Source organism: Verrucomicrobium sp. GAS474 (assembly GCF_900105685.1).
In the GTDB taxonomy this organism is placed as follows: Bacteria; Verrucomicrobiota; Verrucomicrobiia; order Methylacidiphilales; family GAS474; genus GAS474.
Genome location: NZ_LT629781.1, coordinates 2300941 through 2321079, shown reverse-complemented (window position 1 = coordinate 2321079; position 20139 = coordinate 2300941). Strand labels below are relative to the sequence as shown.

General features: G+C 65.9%; 21 protein-coding genes. 10 read left to right on the top strand and 11 right to left on the bottom strand.

The window, feature by feature from the left end:
* Positions 1-124 precede the first annotated feature (124 nt).
* Positions 125-1564, top strand: coding sequence for a UTP--glucose-1-phosphate uridylyltransferase (locus BLU04_RS09635; RefSeq protein WP_093285188.1), 1440 nt, complete (start codon positions 125-127; stop codon positions 1562-1564).
* Between the two features lie 363 nt (positions 1565-1927).
* Here the strand turns inward: BLU04_RS09635 and BLU04_RS09630 are convergent, their stop codons facing one another.
* Entirely contained in the window at positions 1928-2635 is a 708-nt protein-coding gene (locus BLU04_RS09630) for an FKBP-type peptidyl-prolyl cis-trans isomerase (RefSeq protein WP_093285185.1), read from the bottom strand.
* A 121-nt stretch (positions 2636-2756) separates the two neighbouring features.
* Between BLU04_RS09630 and BLU04_RS09625 the strand changes: the two genes are divergently transcribed.
* Positions 2757-3896 carry a glycosyltransferase family 9 protein gene (locus tag BLU04_RS09625; RefSeq protein WP_162274668.1) on the top strand — a complete coding sequence of 380 codons (1140 nt, stop codon included), beginning with the start codon at positions 2757-2759 and terminating at the stop codon, positions 3894-3896.
* Here BLU04_RS09625 and BLU04_RS09620 read toward each other — a convergent pair.
* A complete protein-coding gene (locus BLU04_RS09620) occupies positions 3856-4572 on the bottom strand; it encodes a DUF502 domain-containing protein (RefSeq protein WP_093285180.1) in 717 nt (238 codons plus the stop codon). The two genes, BLU04_RS09625 and BLU04_RS09620, sit on opposite strands and share 41 nt — an antisense overlap.
* Positions 4573-4671: 99 nt before the next feature.
* Here BLU04_RS09620 and BLU04_RS09615 point away from each other — a divergent pair, with 99 nt between their 5' ends.
* Both BLU04_RS09615 and BLU04_RS09610 read left to right on the top strand, forming a co-directional pair.
* Entirely contained in the window at positions 4672-5232 is a 561-nt protein-coding gene (locus tag BLU04_RS09615; RefSeq protein ID WP_093285177.1) for an 8-oxo-dGTP diphosphatase, read from the top strand.
* Between the two features lie 17 nt (positions 5233-5249).
* Positions 5250-6251 (top strand): potassium channel family protein, encoded by a 1002-nt coding sequence (locus tag BLU04_RS09610; protein WP_162274667.1) that lies wholly within the window; start codon positions 5250-5252, stop codon positions 6249-6251.
* A gap of 72 nt (positions 6252-6323) precedes the next feature.
* Here the strand turns inward: BLU04_RS09610 and BLU04_RS09605 are convergent, their stop codons facing one another.
* The 4 genes from BLU04_RS09605 to BLU04_RS09590 all read right to left on the bottom strand — a co-directional run bounded on the left by BLU04_RS09605 (position 6324) and on the right by BLU04_RS09590 (position 11028).
* Positions 6324-6665 carry a glutaredoxin gene (locus BLU04_RS09605; RefSeq protein WP_093285172.1) on the bottom strand — a complete coding sequence of 114 codons (342 nt, stop codon included), beginning with the start codon at positions 6663-6665 and terminating at the stop codon, positions 6324-6326.
* Positions 6666-6784: 119 nt separating this feature from the next.
* The gene (locus tag BLU04_RS09600; protein WP_093285170.1) at positions 6785-7513 is read right to left on the bottom strand and encodes a hypothetical protein; all 729 of its coding nucleotides are present in this window, start codon (positions 7511-7513) and stop codon (positions 6785-6787) included.
* A 4-nt stretch (positions 7514-7517) separates the two neighbouring features.
* A complete protein-coding gene (locus BLU04_RS09595; protein ID WP_093285167.1) occupies positions 7518-8399 on the bottom strand; it encodes a deoxyribonuclease IV in 882 nt (293 codons plus the stop codon).
* Positions 8400-8406: 7 nt separating this feature from the next.
* The gene (locus BLU04_RS09590) at positions 8407-11028 is read right to left on the bottom strand and encodes an AsmA-like C-terminal region-containing protein (protein ID WP_093285165.1); all 2622 of its coding nucleotides are present in this window, start codon (positions 11026-11028) and stop codon (positions 8407-8409) included.
* A 34-nt stretch (positions 11029-11062) separates the two neighbouring features.
* On the opposite strand from BLU04_RS09590, the gene BLU04_RS09585 reads away from it, so the two are divergent.
* The 4 genes from BLU04_RS09585 to BLU04_RS09570 all read left to right on the top strand — a co-directional run bounded on the left by BLU04_RS09585 (position 11063) and on the right by BLU04_RS09570 (position 14044).
* Entirely contained in the window at positions 11063-12433 is a 1371-nt protein-coding gene (locus tag BLU04_RS09585; protein ID WP_093285162.1) for a glycine--tRNA ligase, read from the top strand.
* A 10-nt stretch (positions 12434-12443) separates the two neighbouring features.
* The gene (locus BLU04_RS09580) at positions 12444-12983 is read left to right on the top strand and encodes an NADPH-dependent FMN reductase (protein ID WP_093285159.1); all 540 of its coding nucleotides are present in this window, start codon (positions 12444-12446) and stop codon (positions 12981-12983) included.
* Positions 12980-13522: an NUDIX domain-containing protein gene (locus tag BLU04_RS09575; RefSeq protein WP_093285157.1), complete on the top strand. Its 543-nt coding sequence runs from the start codon at positions 12980-12982 to the stop codon at positions 13520-13522. The genes BLU04_RS09580 and BLU04_RS09575 overlap by 4 nt, the downstream gene beginning before the upstream one ends.
* Positions 13523-13849: 327 nt before the next feature.
* Positions 13850-14044, top strand: a complete 195-nt coding sequence (locus BLU04_RS09570; RefSeq protein ID WP_093285155.1) for a hypothetical protein — start codon at positions 13850-13852, stop codon at positions 14042-14044.
* Between the two features lie 5 nt (positions 14045-14049).
* On the opposite strand, the gene cutA is transcribed toward BLU04_RS09570, so the two are convergent.
* Genes cutA through BLU04_RS09550 form a run of 4 tightly spaced genes read right to left on the bottom strand, consistent with a single transcriptional unit; the run spans position 14050 to position 17531 of the window.
* On the bottom strand, positions 14050-14367 hold the full coding sequence (cutA, locus tag BLU04_RS09565; RefSeq protein WP_093285153.1) for a divalent-cation tolerance protein CutA: 318 nt from the start codon (positions 14365-14367) through the stop codon (positions 14050-14052).
* Positions 14368-14392: 25 nt separating this feature from the next.
* Positions 14393-15565 (bottom strand): tRNA 2-thiouridine(34) synthase MnmA, encoded by a 1173-nt coding sequence (gene mnmA, locus BLU04_RS09560; RefSeq protein WP_231964852.1) that lies wholly within the window; start codon positions 15563-15565, stop codon positions 14393-14395.
* Positions 15562-16566 carry a uracil-DNA glycosylase gene (locus tag BLU04_RS09555; protein ID WP_231964851.1) on the bottom strand — a complete coding sequence of 335 codons (1005 nt, stop codon included), beginning with the start codon at positions 16564-16566 and terminating at the stop codon, positions 15562-15564. Before BLU04_RS09555 ends, mnmA begins: the two co-directional genes overlap by 4 nt.
* Before the next feature lie 14 nt (positions 16567-16580).
* Positions 16581-17531 carry an RluA family pseudouridine synthase gene (locus BLU04_RS09550; RefSeq protein WP_093285150.1) on the bottom strand — a complete coding sequence of 317 codons (951 nt, stop codon included), beginning with the start codon at positions 17529-17531 and terminating at the stop codon, positions 16581-16583.
* Positions 17532-17645: 114 nt separating this feature from the next.
* On the opposite strand from BLU04_RS09550, the gene BLU04_RS09545 reads away from it, so the two are divergent.
* Positions 17646-18554, top strand: a complete 909-nt coding sequence (locus BLU04_RS09545; RefSeq protein ID WP_157895249.1) for a serine/threonine-protein kinase — start codon at positions 17646-17648, stop codon at positions 18552-18554.
* A 104-nt stretch (positions 18555-18658) separates the two neighbouring features.
* On the opposite strand, the gene BLU04_RS09540 is transcribed toward BLU04_RS09545, so the two are convergent.
* Positions 18659-18892 (bottom strand): ferredoxin, encoded by a 234-nt coding sequence (locus tag BLU04_RS09540; RefSeq protein WP_093285146.1) that lies wholly within the window; start codon positions 18890-18892, stop codon positions 18659-18661.
* Positions 18893-19003: 111 nt separating this feature from the next.
* On the opposite strand from BLU04_RS09540, the gene BLU04_RS09535 reads away from it, so the two are divergent.
* Positions 19004-20128, top strand: a complete 1125-nt coding sequence (locus tag BLU04_RS09535; RefSeq protein WP_093285144.1) for a hypothetical protein — start codon at positions 19004-19006, stop codon at positions 20126-20128.
* Positions 20129-20139: the final 11 nt, after the last annotated feature.

Here is a 20139-nt window from a genome sequence, read left to right as displayed (position 1 = left end):
CGGACGATCTCCCCTGTTAAGCATCCGATCTCCTTCTTTTGCCTTCAGCCGGGCCTGTAGTACATTTTACTTAATCACGCGTTATCCGCTCGACTTCACCTCCCCCCCTCTGTACCCCTTCCTGATGACGAGCGCCCCCGAGGGTACGGCCCCTCCCTCATTCCAGTCCTTCGCCGACAAGATGGCCGCTGCCGGGATCTCCCCGGCCGCCATCGCCGCCTTCGAGCGCTCCTTCCATCAATTGTCCTCGGGCGAGACGGGCAAGATCGCCGAAGCGTCGATCGAGGCCGTCGCCTCCCTTCCCGTCGTCGGCACCCAGGGTCCGGGGGCGAAGCGGACGAAAAAACTCCTCTCCCATACCTGCCTCCTGAAGCTCAACGGCGGCCTCGGCACCTCGATGGGGATGAACGGGGCCAAGTCGCTCCTGACCCTGAAGGACGGTCTCTCCTTCCTCGACCTCATCTGCCGCCAGGTCCTCCATCTCCGCGAGGTCCACGGCCCGATCGAGTTCCTCCTGATGGACAGCTTCACGACGAGCGAGGAGACCCGGAACCTCATCGCCCGCTGCTATCCCAGCCTCGGGACCGACGCCGATTGGGAGATGATCCAGAACAAGGTGCCGAAGGTTCTCGCCGAGACCCTCGCCCCCGCCTCGTGGCCCGCCGAGCCGGAGCTGGAATGGTGTCCCCCGGGCCACGGGGACCTCTACTCCGTCCTCGTCGGCGGCGGGAAGCTCGACGCCCTGCTGGCGCGGGAGATCCGCTATCTCTTCGTCTCGAACTCGGACAACCTCGGCGCGACCCTCGACACGGCGATCCTCGACCAGTTCTCCTCCCTCGGCTGCCCCTTCATGATGGAGGTGACCCACCGGACCCATGCCGACAAGAAGGGCGGCCACCTCTGCCGGGACAAGGAAAGCGGCCACCTCCGGCTGCGGGAGAGCGCCCAGTGCCCCGCCGAGGACATGGACACCTTCCAGAACATCGAGCGCCACCGCTACTTCAACACGAACAATCTCTGGATCAACCTCCACCAGTTGAAGAAGGAACTCGACCGGCAGAACGGGGTGATCCCGCTCCCCGCGATCTTCAACGCGAAGACCCTCGATCCCCGCGACAAGAACACGCCGAAGGTCATCCAGCTGGAGACCGCGATGGGCGCGGCGATCGAGTCGTTCCCCGGCGCGATGGCGATCGAGGTGCCGCGCACCCGCTTCCTCCCGGTGAAGACGACGAACGATCTCCTCGGCCTCCGCTCCGACGCCTACGAGGTGACCCCCGACGCGAGCCTGCGGCTCCGCGCCGATCGCAAGGAAATCTCCGGCAGCGAGGAAGGCCCGTTCATCGAGCTCGATCCCGCCCACTACCGCTTCACCGACCAGCTGACCGACCTCTTCGGGAGCCGCGCTCCGTCGCTGAAGAAGTGCCGCAGCCTCCGCGTGCAGGGGCTGCTCCGCTTTTCGCAAGGAATCGAGATCGTGGGCGACGTGACGTTCGTGAACGCGTCCGGGGAAGAGAAAACGGTCCCGCCCGGGACGTACGCGGACGGAACGATCGAGTTTTAAGGCGAGCGGGCGAGCGCGTCCGGAGGCTGGCGGAACCAAAGCGGCTCGATCTCCCAATAGGAATCTGGGCGTATTGACCCCGTCTCTCCCTATAGTTCGTACCCTCGGACGCTCCAGGAAGCAGCCGATTTTAAAACAGTTCGGAGACAAGGCGCCGCCAAAGCGCGTCCGCCTAGTTCAGGCCCTCAGAACAGGAGGTTCCAGGAGGGGCGAAGCCCCTCTTGGGCTATAAAGCGGATCGCCTCCAGCTGTACCGGGTTGACCCCGCAAGCCCCAACGGGCCGCTCCCCCCACCCAACACCCCGAAACGAAAAAAGCCGCCTCCCTTCCGGGAGACGGCTTTTTGCTGTCGCGTGATCTCGGTTACTTCACCTTGATCAGCTCGACCTGGAAGATCAGGGTCGAGTTGGGGGCGATCGGGCCGGCACCCTGCGCGCCGTAGGCCAGCGCGGCGGGGATGACGAACTCGTAGGTCGAGCCTTCGGTCATGAGCTGGACGCCTTCGGTCCAGCCGGGGATGACGCGGTTCAGGGGGAAGGTCGCGGGCTCGTTCCGCTTGTAGGAGCTGTCGAACTCGGTGCCGTCGAGGAGGGTGCCGCGGTAGTTGACCGTGACTTCGCTCGTCGCCAGGGGCTTCTTGCCGCCGGCGGGACCGGCCTTGATGACCTTGTACTGGAGGCCGCTGGCGGTGACCTTCACGCCGTCCTTCTTCGCGTTGGCGGCGAGGTAGTCTTCGCCGGCCTTGCCGTTGGAGGCACCGGCGGTCTTCGCCTTCTCTTCGCGCTGGGCCATGAGTTCCTTCTGCTTCGCCATCATCGCGGCTTCGATGTCCTTGTCCTCGAAGGCCTGCTTCTTCGTGTCGGAGAGGCCGTCACGGACGCCGTTCGCGAGGGCGTCGGGATCGACGGTGAAGCCGTCCTGTTTCGCTTTGCGGCCGAGGTCGAGGCCGATGCCGTAGCTGATTTTCTTGTCGTCGGAGTTGATGGCGTTCTTTCCCTGCTTGCAGCCGGAGAGCGTGAGCATCAAGGCGGCAATACAGATTGAGGTGATGAGGTGAATAGGCTGTTTCATTCAGCGCAGAGGGGGATCGTTACGATCCCTTTGGTTAAGGTTTGAAGGGACATACTGCATCAGGGGGCAAGTGCTAAACCAGCATAAAGTTTCAATGACGCCGCCGAGGGGCCTTGGCTTCATGGCGGTTTGGCCCTACCTTTTCCCGGTGAAGAAACCGAAGATCCTGATTGTGAAGCCCGACCACCTCGGGGACTTCGCCGTCACCCTTCCCGTGATCTGGGAAGTGGTGGAGCGCTTCGGCCGGGAGAACGTCACGATCCTCGCCTCGCGGCCGAACGGTTTCTGGGGGGAGATCCTCCCCTGGTTCCCCCGGGTGATCGAGGTGGAGCACTCCCGCTACGCCCGTCCGACGACGCCGTCCCAAAGCGTACCGGCCCCCTTCCCCCTCCCCCGCACGCCGCAGAATCCAACCCCTTTTCCCCAGCTCCCCCCGCGGAAGCCCGCCGCCTCGGGCTTCCGCACCGCCCTCGGCCTCCGGTACAGCGGCTACACGCACGGGATCGAGCTGACCTCCTCCCGCCATGATCCGTGGGGGAAGATCTGGCTCTACGCCGCCGGGTGCGACTGGCGCTCCGGCCTGCAGGGAAAATACGATTTCCTCCTGAGCGAGAAACACAGCCTCGGCGAAGGCCATCAGAAAAACCGGATGGCGCTCCGTTTCCCCCGGGAATGGGGGATCACGGGGGAGAGCGATCCCGCCCTCTTCATGCCGACGGAGCTGCATCATCATGACTCCGATATCTCGGGGGAGATCATCGTCTCCCCCTTCGCCGGGCAGACGGCAAAGGAGTGGTCCCAGCCGAAATGGCGCGACCTGATCATCCATCTCCGGCCCTCGGTGGGGAAGCGGACGGTGACGATCCTCGCGGGCTCCGACCGGAGCGGCAACGCCCTCGACCTGGCCCGGATCTGCGGCCTGCCCGACAGCGTGGTCTTCATCCCCCAGACGATCGGGGAGACGCTGACCCGCCTCGCCGGGGCGGCGGCGGTGGTGACGCTCGATACCGCCGTCGCCCATTACGCGTGGCTGACGGGGACGCCGACGGTCCAGATTTTCTCGGGGACGACCGATCCGGCCCGGTGGGCCGCCGTGGGAGCGTTGCAACGGGGGACGGTCCTGACGGTGGAGCCGCCGCCGACCTGCTCCCCCTGCCGCCTCCCGGTCTGCAACCGGGAGGGCCACCCCTGCCTGGAGGGGATCGGGGTGAAGCAGGTCCTTAGTGCGCTGGGGACGCTGACTCCTCTGATCCCGGGGTGATCAGGCCGAGGGAGAGAACCATCTTCATCGCCTGCTCGACGGTGAGGTCGGGCGCGGGGATGAGCTGATCCTGCGGGATGACGAAGAGGAGCCCCGAGAGCGGCGACGGCGCGTGGGGAACGAAGACCGAGGCCTGGACCGTGCCGTCGAGCGCGATGAACTGGCCGGTGACGAAGCCGATCAGCTTCAGCTCCCCCATGCCGGAGAGCTTCACGTAGACGACCTGCCGGAAGCGTTGTTCCTTGCCGTCCCCGCCGAACTGCTGCACGGCCTGCACCGCCTGGCGCAGGGACTGGTAGATCCCCTTCACCACGGGGATGCGGAGGAGGAGGGCCTCGACCCCGCCGAGGAACTGGCGGCCGAGGAAGTGGCCCGCGAGGATCCCGACCAGGAGGATCAGGAGGATCGTGATGACGAACCCGGCGCCGGGGATCGTCCCCCCGTGGTGGGCGAGGAAGTAATCGGAGCCCGGCAGCTTATGGGCGGCGACGAGCTGCCGGATGAAGCGGTCGGCGGGACCGTTGATCAGGTTGTAGGTGAACTGGATCAGCCACCACGTCAGGACGAGGGGGAGGATGGTGAAGAGTCCCGCCAGGAAGCGGTCCCGGAACCAGGCGAGGAGGGTGACCCTCGGTTCCTTCTGCGAAGGGACGGCGGGGGAGGAGGAAGCGGGCATGCCCGAGAAGATAGTTCCGGTTTTCTTTCTAGCAAGGCCGTTTGATGGTTGCCCCCCTTTCGGGAACCGTTATCCTGCGGCCACCCCCCCTCCCCCCGCATGGCCTCCGTCCCCCTCACCGATCCCTCGAAGGCAATCCGCTGCGTCCTCTGCTTCATCGTCGATGCCGATGCGGGGCGCATCCTTCTCATTCGGAAATTGCGCGGCCTCGGCGCCGGGAAGATCAACGGGCCGGGCGGCAAGGTCGAGCCCGGGGAGACTCCCCTCGCCGCCGCCGTCCGGGAAACCGAGGAGGAAATCGGCGTCACCCCGACCGACCTCCGGGAGATGGGCGACCTCCACTTCCGCTTCGTCAACGAGACCGGCGTCGGCGCGGGGCTCCAGCTCCATTGCACCGTCTTTCGCGCCGGGGGCTACGCCCGGAAAAACGGGGCCAGCTGCGGGGAGCCGGTCGAGACCGACGAGGCGATCCCGCTCTGGCACCCGCTCGACGATCTCCCCTTCCACGAGATGTGGGCCGACGACATCTTCTGGCTTCCCCTCCTCATCGAGGGGGACCGCTTCGAGGGCCGCTTCCGGTTCGACGGGGAGAAGATGCTCGAGCACCGGATGAAAGTCGTCCGCGGGACCGGGGAATCGGTTCCCGGCTGCTGCGAGTAACCCAGGAGAGATCCCCCGTGAAAAGCCTCACCAAACTCTACATCGGGGCCGGCCTCTTCCTCAGCGTCGTCCTCCTCGGGACCCTCGCCTACTACCACCATCACGGGTGGTCCCTTTCCGACGCCCTCTACATGGTCGTCATCACGACCTTCGGCGTCGGCTTCGAGGAAGTCCATCCCATCGACACGCTGGAACTCCGCATCACGACGATGCTGATCATCGTCATGGGGTCGGCGAGCGCCGTCTACTTCGTCGGCGCGCTCATCCAAGTCATCACCGAAGGAGAAATAGGCAAAGCCATGAAAGACCATCAAAAGAGCAAAGAAATCGGCCTCATCCACGACCACGCCATCATCTGCGGCTACGGCCGGATCGGGCAGACGCTGGCGAAGGAGCTGAAGGCGGCCCACTTCCCCTTCGTCATCATCGACAAGGAGCTGGAGCGCGTCGAGCTGGCCCGCGAGCACGGCTGGCTCGCCTTCGAGGGCGACGCGGGCGACGAAAAGACCCTCCTGGAGGCCCACGTCGAGCGCGCCGTCGTCCTCGCCACCGTGCTGCCGAGCGACATGGTCAACGTCTTCATCACCCTCACCGCCCGCAACGTCCGGCCCGACATGCGGATCATCGCCCGCGCCGAGGATCCGGCGAACGAGAAGAAGCTCCGCCAGGCCGGGGCGACCGAGGTGATCCTTCCCGCCCTGACCGGCGGCATGAAGATCGCCCACAGCATCGTCCGCCCCGTCCTCGGCGGCATCCTCAGCGAAGCCAATCCCTACCTGAAAAACGACCTCCAGGAACTCGGCGTCGACATCATCGAGCACCGCATCGAGCCGAACGGCATCGACGACCGGAAGACCGTCCAGCGCCTCCTCCAGGGGATCGAGTCCGATTGCCTCGTCCTCGCCGTGCGGCAGCCGGGCGGCACCGTGATCCAGCACCCCCCCGGCAGCCACCGCCTGGAGGGGGGCGACGTCGTCGTCCTCCTCTCCCACGGGAACGTCATGGCGAAGCGAACCTAGACCCTGGATCAAGGGACAAAAAAGCCGGACTCCCCGCAAGGGCAGTCCGGCTTTTTCGTGAGAAAAGATCGCTTAGAAGTTGATCTTCACCGCGGCGCTGGCGGGGATCATCTCGTGGGCGCAGGGCTGGTTGAGGGGGACGCCCGCGTCGGCGCTACTCTTGCCGACGAGGTTGTTGTCGACCATCCACGCTTCGAGTTCCTCGCCGCTGATGTCGGCGAGCATCTTGCCGTCGATCTCGACGCAGGGAGAGAGGGGCTGGCCGCTCTTGGCGATCATCTCGGCCCGGTTTTCGGGGTTGTTGATGATGTCCTTGTCCTCGTAGGGAAGGTGGTATTTGGAAAGGACGGCGCGGACGCCCTGGCTCCAGCCGCAGGTGGGCTTCAGGTAAGCGATGATCTTCGGGGTGCTCATGATTGGGTAAAGTAAGCTTTTTTTGGGGTTTCGCCAGCTTCAATTTCGCCCTTCCGGCCTACCGACTACTGGCTGATACCCCTCCAGGGTGCTTCCTCCCTCAGCATGACATGAACGCCCTACCGCCCCTTCCGCAGCCGCAGACTTTCCAACGCGGCATCTCTGATCGCCGGGTTGCGATCTTTCGTCAGAGGCTCCAAGTAGTACTCCGGCGTCGCGGGATTTCGCGCCAATGCCTGAAGAATGAGGATTTTCTTCGGATCGCTGTCAGGAACATCCCTCACATACATGAACAGATTGGCCGTGCCGTTGGTCAGGGCCGGATTTTCAGCCAGCGCGAGAATCAGATCCGAGTCATGCGTTGCCTTGGCTCGCCCGAGCAATCGACTCAAATCGTTTGGCTGAAGGGAGGAAGAGCGAGCCTCTTGGACCGCCGCGAGCGTGACCAAGCGTGACGCTTCCCGGTCCTTATACTCCAGGAAACGATACCCGCAGAGTAGGAGAGCCGCCGCCCCTGCGACGGCCAAAATTCCGGCCGCATGACTCCAGCGCCCGCGCCAAGGAGCGGCCAGCAATGCCTCCAGAAAAACCGCCGTCACCACCCATCCGATGATCGCTGCCGATCCCGCCCATATCGGAAGAAACGCATAGCCGACCGCAGCAGTCGACGAGGTGGATCGGATAATGGAATCACGGACTTGTCCCGCAACCCATAGACCGGAAAGAACGGAAACAAGAATCGGATAAGACAACAACCACCCGCTCCACGGCCTTTCCTTGCGCAGACGCGTCCAGCCCGTCCAAAGAAGAAGCAGAACGGCAGCGACGTAGAAAAGAGTCGAACCCATGTCTTTATTTCACAAACGGGACCAGCTTCTCCCAGTTCGCCACGTCTTCGGCCATCTCCTCTTCCTTCGGCGTTTCGAGCACCATGGGGGTCTTCTTCCAGCGGGGATCGGCGACGAGCCATTTGAAGGCGTCGAGGCCGATTTCGCCCTCGCCGAGGTTGTCGTGGCGGTCCTTGCGGGAGTTGAAGGGGACTTTGGAGTCGTTCAGGTGGAAGCAGAGGACGCGCTCGGTCCCGATCACCGTCTCGATCTCCTTCATGGTCTTGTCGTAGTCGGCGCGGGTGCGGAGGTCGTACCCGGCCGCGAAGAGGTGGGCGGTGTCGAGGCAGACGCCGAGGCGGTCGGGAACATCGATCCGGGAGAGCAGTTCCCGGAGGTGCTCGAGCCGCCAGCCGAGGTGGCCGCCCTGCCCGGCGGTGCACTCGAGGGCGACGCGGACTTTCGCCTTTTTCGTCGCCTTCAGGATTTCCTTCATCCGCGCGGTGATCCGCTCCAGCCCCGCTTCCTCGCCATCCTTGCCCGGGCTTCCCGGATGATGGACGACGAAGGGAAGACCGAGCAGCTCGGCCCGCTCGAGTTCCGCCGTGAGGGAGGCGGTCGATTTCTCGATCATCTCGTCCGCGCCGGAACCGAGGTTGATCAGGTAGCCGCTGTGGCCGCAGACGAAGAGGCCCGCTTTCTGCTGCGCGTCCTTGAACGCCTTCGCGTCCTCCGCGGCGATGGGCGGGGCCATCCACTGCTTGTTGTTTTTGACGAAGATCTGCGCGGCGGTGAAGCGGCAGGCGACGGCCCGCTCGACGGCGCGGACGAAGCCGCCCGCCGTCGAGGTGTGGGCGCCGAAAAGGCGGCCCTTGAATGCTTTTTCCCAGGATGAAGGTGAACTCATAAAATGATCATAGGTTTTTCGACTTCCAATCGAGCGACTCGAGCGTGCCGCTCCCGTGGTACTCGAAGAGCTTGCTCAGCGGGTAGCCGAGGAAGCTCATGATGCCCCGGAGGTTGACCCGCATGTCGAGGGAGACGGCGTTCTTCGCGAAGTCGACGTCGCCGGTGCCGAGGACGTTGAAGAAGGCGCTGGCGATGGAGAGGTCGTCGGTGTGGAGAACGCCGTTCGTGATCGTGAAGCTGCACTTCCCCTGGTCGGCCTTGCTGGTGCCGAAGCCGGGGATGATCGAGCTGACGAGGTTCGAGAGGCCGCCGAGGAACGGGATCGAGAGGACGTAGCCGTCGTCGACGGTGAAGGCGCCCCCGCCCTTGAAGGAGGAGATGTCGCCGAGCTTCCCGGCGAGGTTCAACTGGAGGTTGAGGCGACCCGATTCCTTGTCGCTCTTGTAGAGAGTGTACATCGCCTTGTGGAAGTCGCCGTCGGTGATGCGGAGGGCGGTGTCGAGGGCCTGCTCCTCGGTCAGGAGGATGCGGATCGTCCCGGTGAGGCCGCCGTCGAAGAGGCGGGCCGAGTCGAGCTTCAGGTCGAGGGTCCGGTCGACGATGCGGATCGTCGCCTTCGTCTTCTCGACCGGGAACGGGATCTTGTAGATCTTGTAGAAGAGCGTCGCGTCGGAATCGACGGCGATGGTGAGGTCGGTGTCGAGCTTCGGGCGGGTCTCGTTGAGGTCGACGGTGCCGGAGACCTTCAGCTTCGGCGGCTTGTCGAAGACATAGGGGGCGACGTAGCCGGTGAACTTCACGCCGAGGGCGGGGGCGACCTCCTGGATGGTCACCGTCGAGGTGATGCCGGGGATCTTCACCATGCGGTTGGCGAAGTCGTCGATCACCGCGCCGGTGGCGGTTCCTTCCTTCCGCCGGACAGTGAAGCTCTTCACGTTGATCGCCTTGTTCCGGTAGGCGAAGGCGGCGTCGAAGGAGTCGATGGCGATCTTCTTGTACTCGCACTTGCCGACCTTCAGCTGGCCGGAGACGAGCCAGTCGTTGTAATCGGCCGAGGCCCCCTCCAGCGTCGCCGCGAGGACGGGGGCGCTCTTCTGCCCGTCGAACCAGAGGCTCCCGAGGAAGGCGTCGGCGGCGGGGCCGAAGAGGCCGAAGAAGACCGTCGGATCGAGCGTCGAATCGACCTTGCCCCGGATCGAGGGAGCGACGGAAACGGCGGCGGCGGCAGCGTTGGTGCCGCCATTCGCGGCGGTATCGCCCGGCGCGGGCGGCGTGCCCCGGTTCCACAGGAGGCTGAGGGTGCCTCGGCCGCCGTTCCGCTGCTCCAGCCGGGCCTCGGGGATGAAGAAGCGTTGCCCGTCGTAGGCGAGCGGGATGACGAGGCGGTCGTAGTAGATCCCGGCGCAGGAGAAGTTCTCCCAATCGACGTCGGCCTGGACGTTGAGCGCCAGGGGGCCGTTCCACGAGGCCGAGGCCCGGCCGCTGAAGGCGGGGAGGTCGTCGAAGCGGAACTGGCCGACGACGGTCGCGACCTTCGGGGAGAGGGCCGAGGCGAGCGGGGTGAAGTCGAGGTTGCTGAAGAATTCGAGCCGCGCCGTCGCGTCCTTCAGGCTCGCCTCGCCCGAGGCGGTGAATTCCCCGCGCGCCAGCTTCACGCGGCATTCGGAAAGGGTCGCCGCGCCGTCCTGGAGGTCGGCCCCGGCCTCGACCTCGTTGATGAGGACGCCGCGCCAGCGGATGTTCTTCGTCGCGACGAGGGCGTGGACGGTGGCGTTCTCCGGCGTCGAGGTGGCGAGGGCGAAGTCGATGCGGACGGGGACGGGGCGCTGGGTGTCGAAGTCGTCGGCGACGGCGACGACCTGCCGCCAGAGGGCGTCGATCCGCTCCCGGGCCGAGGCGTCGACCGCCGACTTCCGCACGGGAAGGGGTCCGTCGATCAGGATCGAGCCCCGGACGTCGAACTCGAGGTTCAGGAGCCGGGCCTGGGCCTGCCGGATGACGATCCCCTTCCCGCCCTGGGTCCAGTCGACCCGGGCGTTGACCTGGGTGAGGTTCACGGTGCTGTCGGGCGTGAGGGGGAGGTGGACCGCCGCGTTGCGGACCGTGGCGCTCTGGAGCAGCGGCTGGCCGCGCCACCAGGAGAACCAGGCGATGCCGAGGCGGACCTGGTCGACCTGGAGGATGAGGTCCTGCCGCTCCGTGGTGCGGAAGACGGAGAGCCGCTCCGCGAGGATCGCGCCGGTAGGGTCGAGGAGGAGCTTGTCGAAGGAGACGGCGATGCCGCGCTCCTCCAGCTCCTTCAGCACGTAGGCCTTCACCTGCGGCGGGAGGCCGTAGAAGCGGAGGATGAGGACCACGACGAGGATCGCCGTGACGATGACGCCGAGGGTGGAGAGGCCGAGCCCGGCGAGGAACTTCTGGAGGCGGCTCCACGTCCGGCGGGTCGCCGCGATCGTCGCCTCCTCCGCCGCCTTCCCGGCGCGGAGCATGTGGTCGACGACCTCGTGGACTTCCTGGGAAACCGCGTTGACCGCGCCGTCGCAGCCCTGCTCCTCCTTCGCCTTTTCGGGCGTCGGCGGCCCGGGGGGCTTCGGCTGTTCCGGGGGTTCTGGTTTTGTTTCTTCCATTTTCGGGACGCGGCACTTACTCTAGCGCCTCTTTATGGCGGAAAACCAGCTTATGGAAAAGATCGTCGCGCTGTGCAAGCGTCGCGGCTTCATCTTTCAGTCGTCCGAAATCTACGGGGGCCTCAACGGCGTCTGGGACTACGGCCCCCTCGGGGCCGACCTGAAACGCAACATCAAGGACCACTGGTGGAAGGCGATGACCCGCTTCCGGGACGACATCGTCGGCCTCGACGGCTCGATCCTGATGAACCGCGCCGTCTGGCAGGCCAGCGGCCACGAGCGGGAGTTCTCCGACGACCTCGTCGACTGCAAGCAGTGCCAGTCCCGCTTCCGCGCCGACCAGATCCCCCCGAACAAGCCCGGCCAGAAACCCGGCTCCTGCCCCGAGTGCGGCGGGGAGTTCACCGCGCCCCGGGCGTTCAACCTCCTCTTCCAGACCTACGTCGGCCCCTTCACGACCGAGGAGGCGAAGACCTACCTCCGGCCCGAGACCGCCCAGGCGATCTTCGTCCAGTTCAAGAATGTCCTCGAGGTCTCCCGGAAGAAGCTCCCCTTCGGCATCGCCCAGATCGGCAAGGCCTTCCGCAACGAGATCAACCCCCGCAACTTCATCTTCCGGTCCCGCGAGTTCGAGCAGATGGAGGTCGAATACTTCTGTAAGCCCGACCAGGGCATGGCCCTCGTCGACCAGTGGCTCGAGGACCGGCTCCGCTGGTACGAGGAGATCGGCATCCCGCGCAAGAAGATCCACGTCCTCGACATTCCGGACGGCGACCGTGCCTTCTACTCGAAGAAGACCTACGACCTCGAATACGAGTTCCCCTTCGGCATCCAGGAGCTGGAAGGCATCGCCTACCGCACCGATTACGACCTGACGCAGCACCAGAACGCGAGCGGCAAGTCCCTCGACTACTTCGATGAGGAGACGAAGGAGCGCTTCATCCCCCACGTCGTCGAGCCGAGCGCCGGGGCCGACCGCTGCCTCCTGGCCGTCCTCTGCGAGGCCTACGACGAGGAAAAGACCGTCGACGAGAAGGGCGTAGAGGAAATCCGCGTCGTCATGCGCTTCTCCCCCCGGATCGCCCCGATCAAGGTCGGCATCTTCCCCCTCCTGAAGAACAAGCCCGCCCTCGTCGAGAAGGCGAAGGCCGTCACCGACCTCCTCCGCCCCCACATGGCGGTCTTCTACGACGAGAGCGGCGCCATCGGCCGCCGCTACCGCCGCATCGACGAAGTCGGCGTCCCCTTCGGCATCACGATCGACTTCGAGACCCTCGAAGGCGCGAAGGAAGGCGAATACGCGGGCCTGCCCGACACCGTCACCCTCCGCTACCGCGATTCGATGAAGCAGGAGCGGGTGAAGATCGAGGATCTCGTCGCCAAGCTCTGCGCCGCCATCGCGTAGGCCTTCCCCCATGCCCCTCCGCATCCTCGCCATTTCCGGGAGTCTGCGGAGGGGTTCCTCGAACACGATGCTCCTTCGCGCCGCCGCTTCCGTGGCCTCGACGCTGGAGGGAATCGAGATCGTCCCATACGAGGGGCTCGCCACCCTTCCCCCCTTCAATCCCGACGACGCGGAGGACGAACCTGCCCCGGTCTCCCGCTTCCGCGAGGCGATCCGGCGCGCCGACGGCCTCCTGATTTCGAGCCCCGAGTATGCCCACGGCGTCCCCGGCGTGCTGAAGAACGCCCTCGACTGGCTCGTCGCCACCACCGACCTCGAAGCCAAGCCGATCGCCCTCCTGAACACCTCCGCCCGGGCGACCCACGCCCAGGCCTCGCTGACGGAGACCCTCACCGTGATGATGGGCCGGATCGTCCCGGCAGCCTCCCCGCTGATCGCCCTCGATTGCCACAAGGGGCTCGACGCGGCGGGGATGCTCGCCGAACCGGCCATTGCCCTCCCGTTGCGGACCGCCCTGACCGCCTTCCGGGAAACCCTATCCCGTCCATGAACGAAAGCCTCCTTTCCCTCTCCGCCTCGCTCTTCCGCCATTGCCCGCGCTGCGCGGCGACGGCGGAACCTGAAACGCAGGGCAACCGCTTCGACTGTCCCGCCTGCGGCTTCGTCTACCACTTCAACCCCGCGACTGCCGCGACGGTCTTCGTCGTCGATGGGGAAGAGCGGCTCCTCCTCATTCGCCGCCAGCACGAACCGGCCAAGGGAAGCCTCGGCCTGCCGGGAGGCTTCATCGACGCGGGAGAACGGGCCGAAGCAGCGGCGAGGCGCGAGGTGCTGGAGGAAACGGGAGTCGTCTTGGAGGGCCTCCACTTCCTCGCCACCCATTCCAATCTCTATCCCTACAAGGGCATCCTCTATCCCGTCCTCGACCTCTTTTTCTTTGCGCGGGTCGCATCCTTCCAGACGGCCACTCCCCGGGACGAGGTCGATGAAATCATACTCACCCCGATCGACGAGGTGAATCCCGCCGACCTCGCCTTTGCCTCGATGCGGGCGGCGTGGGCCGATTTCCAGGCGTACCGGACAGCCTAGAGCCTGGCATGCACTTTGGAAAGCCCGCGCCGGAGGGGCTGCGCCCCTCTCCCCTAGGCGTGCGACGCCGAAGCGTGCCTGAATGGCCCGTGAGGCGGCGCAGAACGACGGGGAAGGGGCGTAGAACCCCGGCCCGAAGGGTTGCTCCTAAAACGGTCTCCCTCGGCGTTGCTCGCTCCTCGCGTGCCATTCAGGCATGCAGCGTCGCTCGCGTCTTGATGGAGGCCGTTTTAGGAGCAACGCGGGCTTTCCAAAGTGCATGACAGGCTCTAGGCCTCATTTGCATCCGGTTTTTGTGCGCCGCCCTATTCCGGGGTAGAGTAGGGGATGGATGCACGTTCTCTTTTCGTCGCCGGGGCCAAGCTGCTCGGGATCTGGTTTTTGACCGAGGCCGTCGCCGACCTGCTGCGCTTCGGCATCGGCGTCGGGCCGGGATGGCTGATCCCGCTCTTTTTCTTCCTCGTCGGATTCATCCTGACGTTCATGACGGGCGCGGTGGCCCGCTCGGTGCGGCTGAGCTGACCGGATCAATACCCCAACGCCTCGCGCCACCACGCGGCGTATTTCTTCGACACCTGCCCCGGGGGGACGGCGACGATCTCCGGACAGTCGTAGGGGTGATTCTCCCGGACGGCGGCCTGGAGGGAGGGCCAGAGTTCGTCGGCACTTTTGAGGAGGAGGAGGTGTTCCTTGGAGGTCTCGATCTTTCCCTCCCAGCGGTAGATCGAGGTGAGGCCGGGAACGACCTGGACGCAGGCCGCGAGGCGCTCCTTCACGAGCTTTTTTCCCAATTTCTTCCCCACGGCGGCGCTCGGCACCGTCACCATCACCAGAATCGGCGTCATCTCCCCTCACCTTCCCCTTGAATGTTTATCGCTCCGCAGCGGCAACGGTCTTTTCCTCGACGACGATCTCGCTCCGCTCGATCCAGCCGCCCCCGAGAACTTCGTCGAAGTCGTCCGAACCCTCCCGGCTGCGGATGTAGCAGACGGCGGCCTGCCCCGGCGAGACGGCCCGCTGGGGTTCGGCGAAAACGATGCGGGCGCGGTGGGGATGCCCTTCGATGGGCTCGACCCTCGCGCGGACGGCGGGCCAGTTGTAACGGATCTTCACCTCGATCTCGGTCGGAACCGTGAGCTTGCCGTCGGCGGTCAGCCAATTGGTGTTGTCGATGAAGCACTCGGGGCGCTCCAGTTCCTCGTAGCCGCCGACGATGACGCGCTGGCCCTTCGGATCGATGTCGAGGACGTAGAGGGGTTTCCCCTGGCCGCCGGGGAGCCCCTTCCGCTGGCCGACGGTGTAGAGTTCGATCCCCTCGTGCTCGCCGATGCGGGTGCCGTCGCGGAGGTAGATGCCGCCGGGGTGGAAGGTCTCCTCGCCGAAGTGGCCCTTGAGGAAGGCGGCGTAGTCGTTGCCGGGGACGAAGCAGATTTCCTGGCTCTCTTCCTTGTCGTAGGTCTTCAGGCCGAGTTTCTTCGCGATGGCGCGGACCTCGGGCTTTTCCAGGTGGCCGAGGGGGGAGACGGAGCGGCCCAGCTGGCCGTCGCGGAGGCTGAAGAGGAAGTACGATTGGTCTTTCTTCCGGTCCTTGGCGCGGAAAAGGCGGGAGCGGCCATTCTCGTGAACGATCTGGGCGTAATGGCCGGTGGCGACGTGGGTGGCGCCGAGGCCGAGGGCCTTGTCCTGGAGGCGGCCGAACTTGAGCTTCTCGTTGCACATGACGCACGGGTTCGGCGTCCGGCCCTGGCGGTACTCGCTGCCGAAGTAGTCGATGACGACCTTCTCGAACTCATCGGCCTCGTCGACGACGTAATGGGGGATGCCGAGGGCGTGGGCGACGGAGCGGGCGTCGGCGACGGCCTGGGGGCCGCAGCACTTGTCCTCGGCGCGGGACATGCAATCCTGCGGCCAGACCTTCATCGTGACGCCGATGACTTCCCAGCCCTCCTCCTTCAGGAGGTAGGCGGCGACGCTCGAGTCGACGCCGCCGCTCATGCCGAGGAGGACGCGGCCCTTGCTCGCGGGAGTGTTAGTCTCACTCATAGGAAGAACCCCCGCTGCTTCTCGCTGATCGGGAGGTTGAGCTTTTCCATGACGAGGAGAAGGTCTTCCCAGACCTTGCGCTTGGTCTCGTTCGTCGGGTTGTGGAGGAGGTAGGAGGGGTGGAAGGTCGGCATCAGGGGGATGCCCCGGAAATCGACGAATTTCCCGCGCAGGCGGCTGATCGGCATCTTCGCGTCGAGGAGGGCCTCGACCGAGGTCGAGCCGAGGGCGACGATCGCCTTCGGCTGGATGATCTCGATCTGGGAGACGATGTAGGGCATGCAGGTCTGCATTTCCTCGGGGGTCGGCTTCCGGTTGCCGGGGGCGCCCTTCGGCATGTCGGGACGGCACTTCAGGATGTTCCCGATGTAGATCTCTTCCCGGGTCAGGCCCATGGCCTGGATCATCTTCGTGAGCATCTGCCCGGCGCGGCCGATGAAGGGGCGGGCCTGCTCGTCCTCGTCGGCGCCGGGGGCTTCCCCGACGAACATGAGGGCGGCCTCGGGATTCCCCTCGCCGAAGACGACGTTCTGGCGGAAGGCGGCGAGGTGCTCGCACTTCCGGCAGACGGAGGCCTTCGCCTGGAGGCGGGCGAGGCGCTCGGCCTTCGTGCCGTCGGCGGAAACGGCCTCCCCCTTCACCGTCTGGGCGCTGGAAAGGGAGGTGGAGGCAGGGGCGGGAGGAGCGGGACGACGCGGCATGGGATCGGGAACTGAAGCGGAAACGGGAGCCGAAGTCGAGCCGGCAGGACGGGGGGCGGGAGCGGAAGCCGGCGCAGGAGCGGGGGCATGCTCTGCCTTGAGGTGGACGGGGGCGGAGGCGGGAGTGGACGGGGCCTGGGCCGTCGCCTTCCCCGGGGCTTCCATGTGCCGGAGGATCTCCCGGGCGCGGCGGTCGAGGGGGACGTGGGTGAGGCCCTGGGCCTTCAGGAGGCGGGCATAGCTGCCGAGGGCCTTCTTCAGTTCGCTCTGGAGGTGGGGGTCGAGGGCGGGCGTGGTCATGTCGCGAGGGAGGGTCACCCGCCGATGCGGGCGAGGAGCCGCTTGAAATCCTCCGGGAGGGGAGCCTCGAATTCAATTTCTTTCCCGGTCATCGGATGGGTGAAGGCGAGCTTCGCCGCATGGAGCATCTGGCGCGGGACCTCCTCGCCGTCCCAGAGCCGCTTCGGGCCGCCCCGGCCGTAGAGCTGGTCGCCCGCGATGGGGTAGCCGAGGTGGGTCATGTGGACGCGGATCTGGTGGGTCCGCCCGGTGTGGAGGAGGCACTCGACCCACGCGCCGGGCTTCCCCTGGAGGAGGACGCGGTAATCGGTGTGGGCTTCCTTCCCCGCCGTGCTGTTCGGGGAGACGACGGCCATCTTCTGCCGGTGGATGCGGTGGCGGGCCATCTTGTTGAGGCAGGTCCCGACGGGGCGGCGGAACTGGCCCCAGCAGAGGGCCTGGTAGGTCTTGTGGACGTCCCGGTCGGCGAACTGGGCGGCGAGGCGCTCGTGGGCGAGGTCGGTCTTGGCGACGACCATGAGGCCGCTGGTGTCCTTGTCGAGGCGGTGGACGATGCCGAGGCGGGCGTCCCCTCCCCGTCCGGCCAGGCTCCCGCCGCAGTGGTGGACGAGGGCGTTGACGAGGGTCCCGTCGGCATGGCCCGCCGCCGGGTGGACGACGAGGCCGGGGGCCTTGTCGAGGACCAGCACGGCCTCGTCCTCGAAGAGGATCGAGAGGGGGATGTCCTGACCCTCGGGGACGACGGGCGGCTCCTTGGCGACGAGGGCCTCGTCGACGACGGAGAGCTCGTCCCCGGCCCGGATCTTGTAGCTCGCCTTCAACCGCTCCGGGTTCGGCGCGAGGACGACCCGGCCCGCCTCGATCAGCTCCTGGACGAAGGAGCGGGAACGGCCCAGCTCCGCCGCGAGGAAGAGATCGACGCGGGAGTCGCGATGGGGGCGGAGATGGTCGGTGGAAAAGTGCATGTAAAAGAGGGGCCCTCTGTTTTACAGATACATTTGCCTTTTTTGAAAGAGATTCGTAAGAAAGGGTTCGTGCAGCTCCCGTGGCCCGTCTATTGCCCCCACTGCAATCATCCCATGTCGGTCGGCGATGTGCGGATCGGAAGCGACCTCGCCTGCGCCTCCTGCGGCCAGTCCTTCGCCTACCATCCGTGGGTCGGCCGCTACCAGATCGAGAAACGGATCGGCGAAGGGGCGACGGGGCGGGTCTACCTGGCCCATGACTCGGCCAACGGCGGCGCGCCGGTCTCGATCAAGCTCCTGAACCCCGACAAGGCCCGCGACGCCCTCGCCCTCTGGGCCCTCCTGCGGGAAAGCGAGGTGCTGACCTCCTTCCACCACCCGAACATCGTCGGCTTCGTCGAATTCGGCGAGATCGAGGGAATCCGCTTCCTCGCCATCGAATATGTCCCGGGCGGGACGCTGGAGGAACGGATCCGGAGCGGGAACCGGCCCGACGAGAAGGAGGCCCTCCACATCGGCATCGAGGCCGCCTCGGCGCTGCGGCAGCTGGCCCGCCACGGCCTCCTCCACCGGGACATGAAGCCGGAGCACATCCTCATCGGGGCCGCCGGGCAGATCAAGATCACCGACTTCGGCCTCTGCATCGGCATCGGGGAGCAGGACGCGGCGAACGACGTCGTCTGGGGGACCCCCTACTATATTCCGCCGGAACGGCTGAAACGGGAGACGGAGGATTTCCGGAGCGACATCTACAGCCTCGGCGCCACCCTCTACCACGCCCTCGCCGGACGCCCGCCCTACACCGAGGGCGATCCGAGCAAGATCGTCGCCTGCCACGAGGCCGGGCCGCCGCCGCCGATCGAAGAGGTCGCCCCCCACCTCCATCCCTCCGTCGCCGCCCTCATCCACCGGGCCATCGCCCTCGATCCGGCCGACCGCTTCCCCTCCTACGAGGAGCTGATGCACGCCTTCTCCTGGACGAAGCGCCACCTCGACGAGGCTCCCGTTCCGGCTCAAAGCTAGGAAAGCCCGGGAAACAGGCGCAAAAAAACCCTCCGGCACGCAGGCGCGGGAGGGTTTTTCCTGGGAACGGGCCGACGAATCGGGCCCGGACGGGGGAAAAAGACTTAGGCGGCGTCGTTGCCGATGGCCTCGACGGGGCAGCCTTCCATCGCTTCCTTGCTCTGGGCTTCTTCCTCGGGCGTCTCGGGCTGCTTGTAGACGTAGGAGTAGCCGCCGTCGTCCTGGCGGGTGAAGTTGGCCGGAGCCGTTTCGCGGCAAAGATCGCAGTCGATGCACTGGCTATCGACATAATACTTGCCGGTGACGTTTTCGCTGTAGCGGTCTGCAATGGAGGCCATAGAAATTCTTTGGTTGTCGTTGGTTGATTCTCGTTTTATTAATTCAAACCCCCCGGCGCAATGTTTTTCTGCGCCGCGTCGATTCCAAATAGAATTTACCCCCGTTTTCCCATGTCCGCCCGTTATTTTTTCCACGCCTCCGAGACCGCCATCTACGGCCCCGTTCCGATCGAAACGATCCGGCGCTGGCGCACCGAGGGCCGTCTCCGCGACGATTCCAAGCTTTGCCCCGAAGGAGAGCGCGTTTATACCACGGCGAAGGAGGTCCTCGCCGCCGCCCCGGCCTCGGCTCCCCAGGGTGAACCGGAGATCAGGGCCGAAGCCGACGCGGCGGCCGACGTTCCCGTCCCGCCCCTCTTCCGGACTCCCTCCGCCGAGGCTCCGATTCCCGTCTCCCGGCTGATCATGGAGACCCTGCCCCGCTACGGCGAGGCGGTGCGGCAACTCGCCTGGGTCGCCGCCCTGATCCAGCTCCCGGCCATCCTCCTTTCCCTCGCCCTTCCCGGCCACGTCGATCCCGACACCGGCGCGATGTCGGGCAAGTTCGGCCTCTTCCTCATGGGGATGATCCTGATCATCTTCATCGCCTTCGAGTTCGGGCTCGGCTTCATGGCGCTGACCCTTCGTCCCGGGTTGCCTCCCCTGACCGTCCCGGAACGGGGCCGCCTCCTGGGCCGGCGGGCCAAGGCGATCCTCTGGACCCTGACCCTCCGGCTGGCGCTCCTCACCTCCCTCTTCATCCTCTTCCTCTTCTGCATCGCCTCGGCCCGCTCGGTCCCGCCCTCGCCCCTCCTCCAGCTGCCGCTCCACTTCCTCGCAGCCCTCGCCGGGCTCCCGATGATGGTCCTCGCCCTCCGCTACCTGCCCTCGACGGTCATCACCCTCCTCGAGAGAAAAAAAGGGCTCGCCGCCCTGAGCCGCTCGAACGACCTCGTCCGCTTCAACCACGGCAGCGGCCTCATCTCCCAGGGCGATTTCCGGCTCTTCCTCATGGTCCTCCCCGCGGTCGCGCTCCAGATCTTCCTCGCCCTCGTCGTCTCGGCCCTCATCCCCCACCTCCATCTCTCGGCGAAAATGACGATCGCCGCCGACATCGTCCTCCCCCTCGTCGTCGCCTCGTTGACGCTCCCCCTTTACGGCCTCCTCCTGGTCTCGTTCTACGTCGATGCCCTGCCGCGCGTTCCCCGGGAGGAAGAGAAGAGCGAGCCGAAGCTCGAAACCCGGCCCAAGCCCTAGACCTTCCAGCC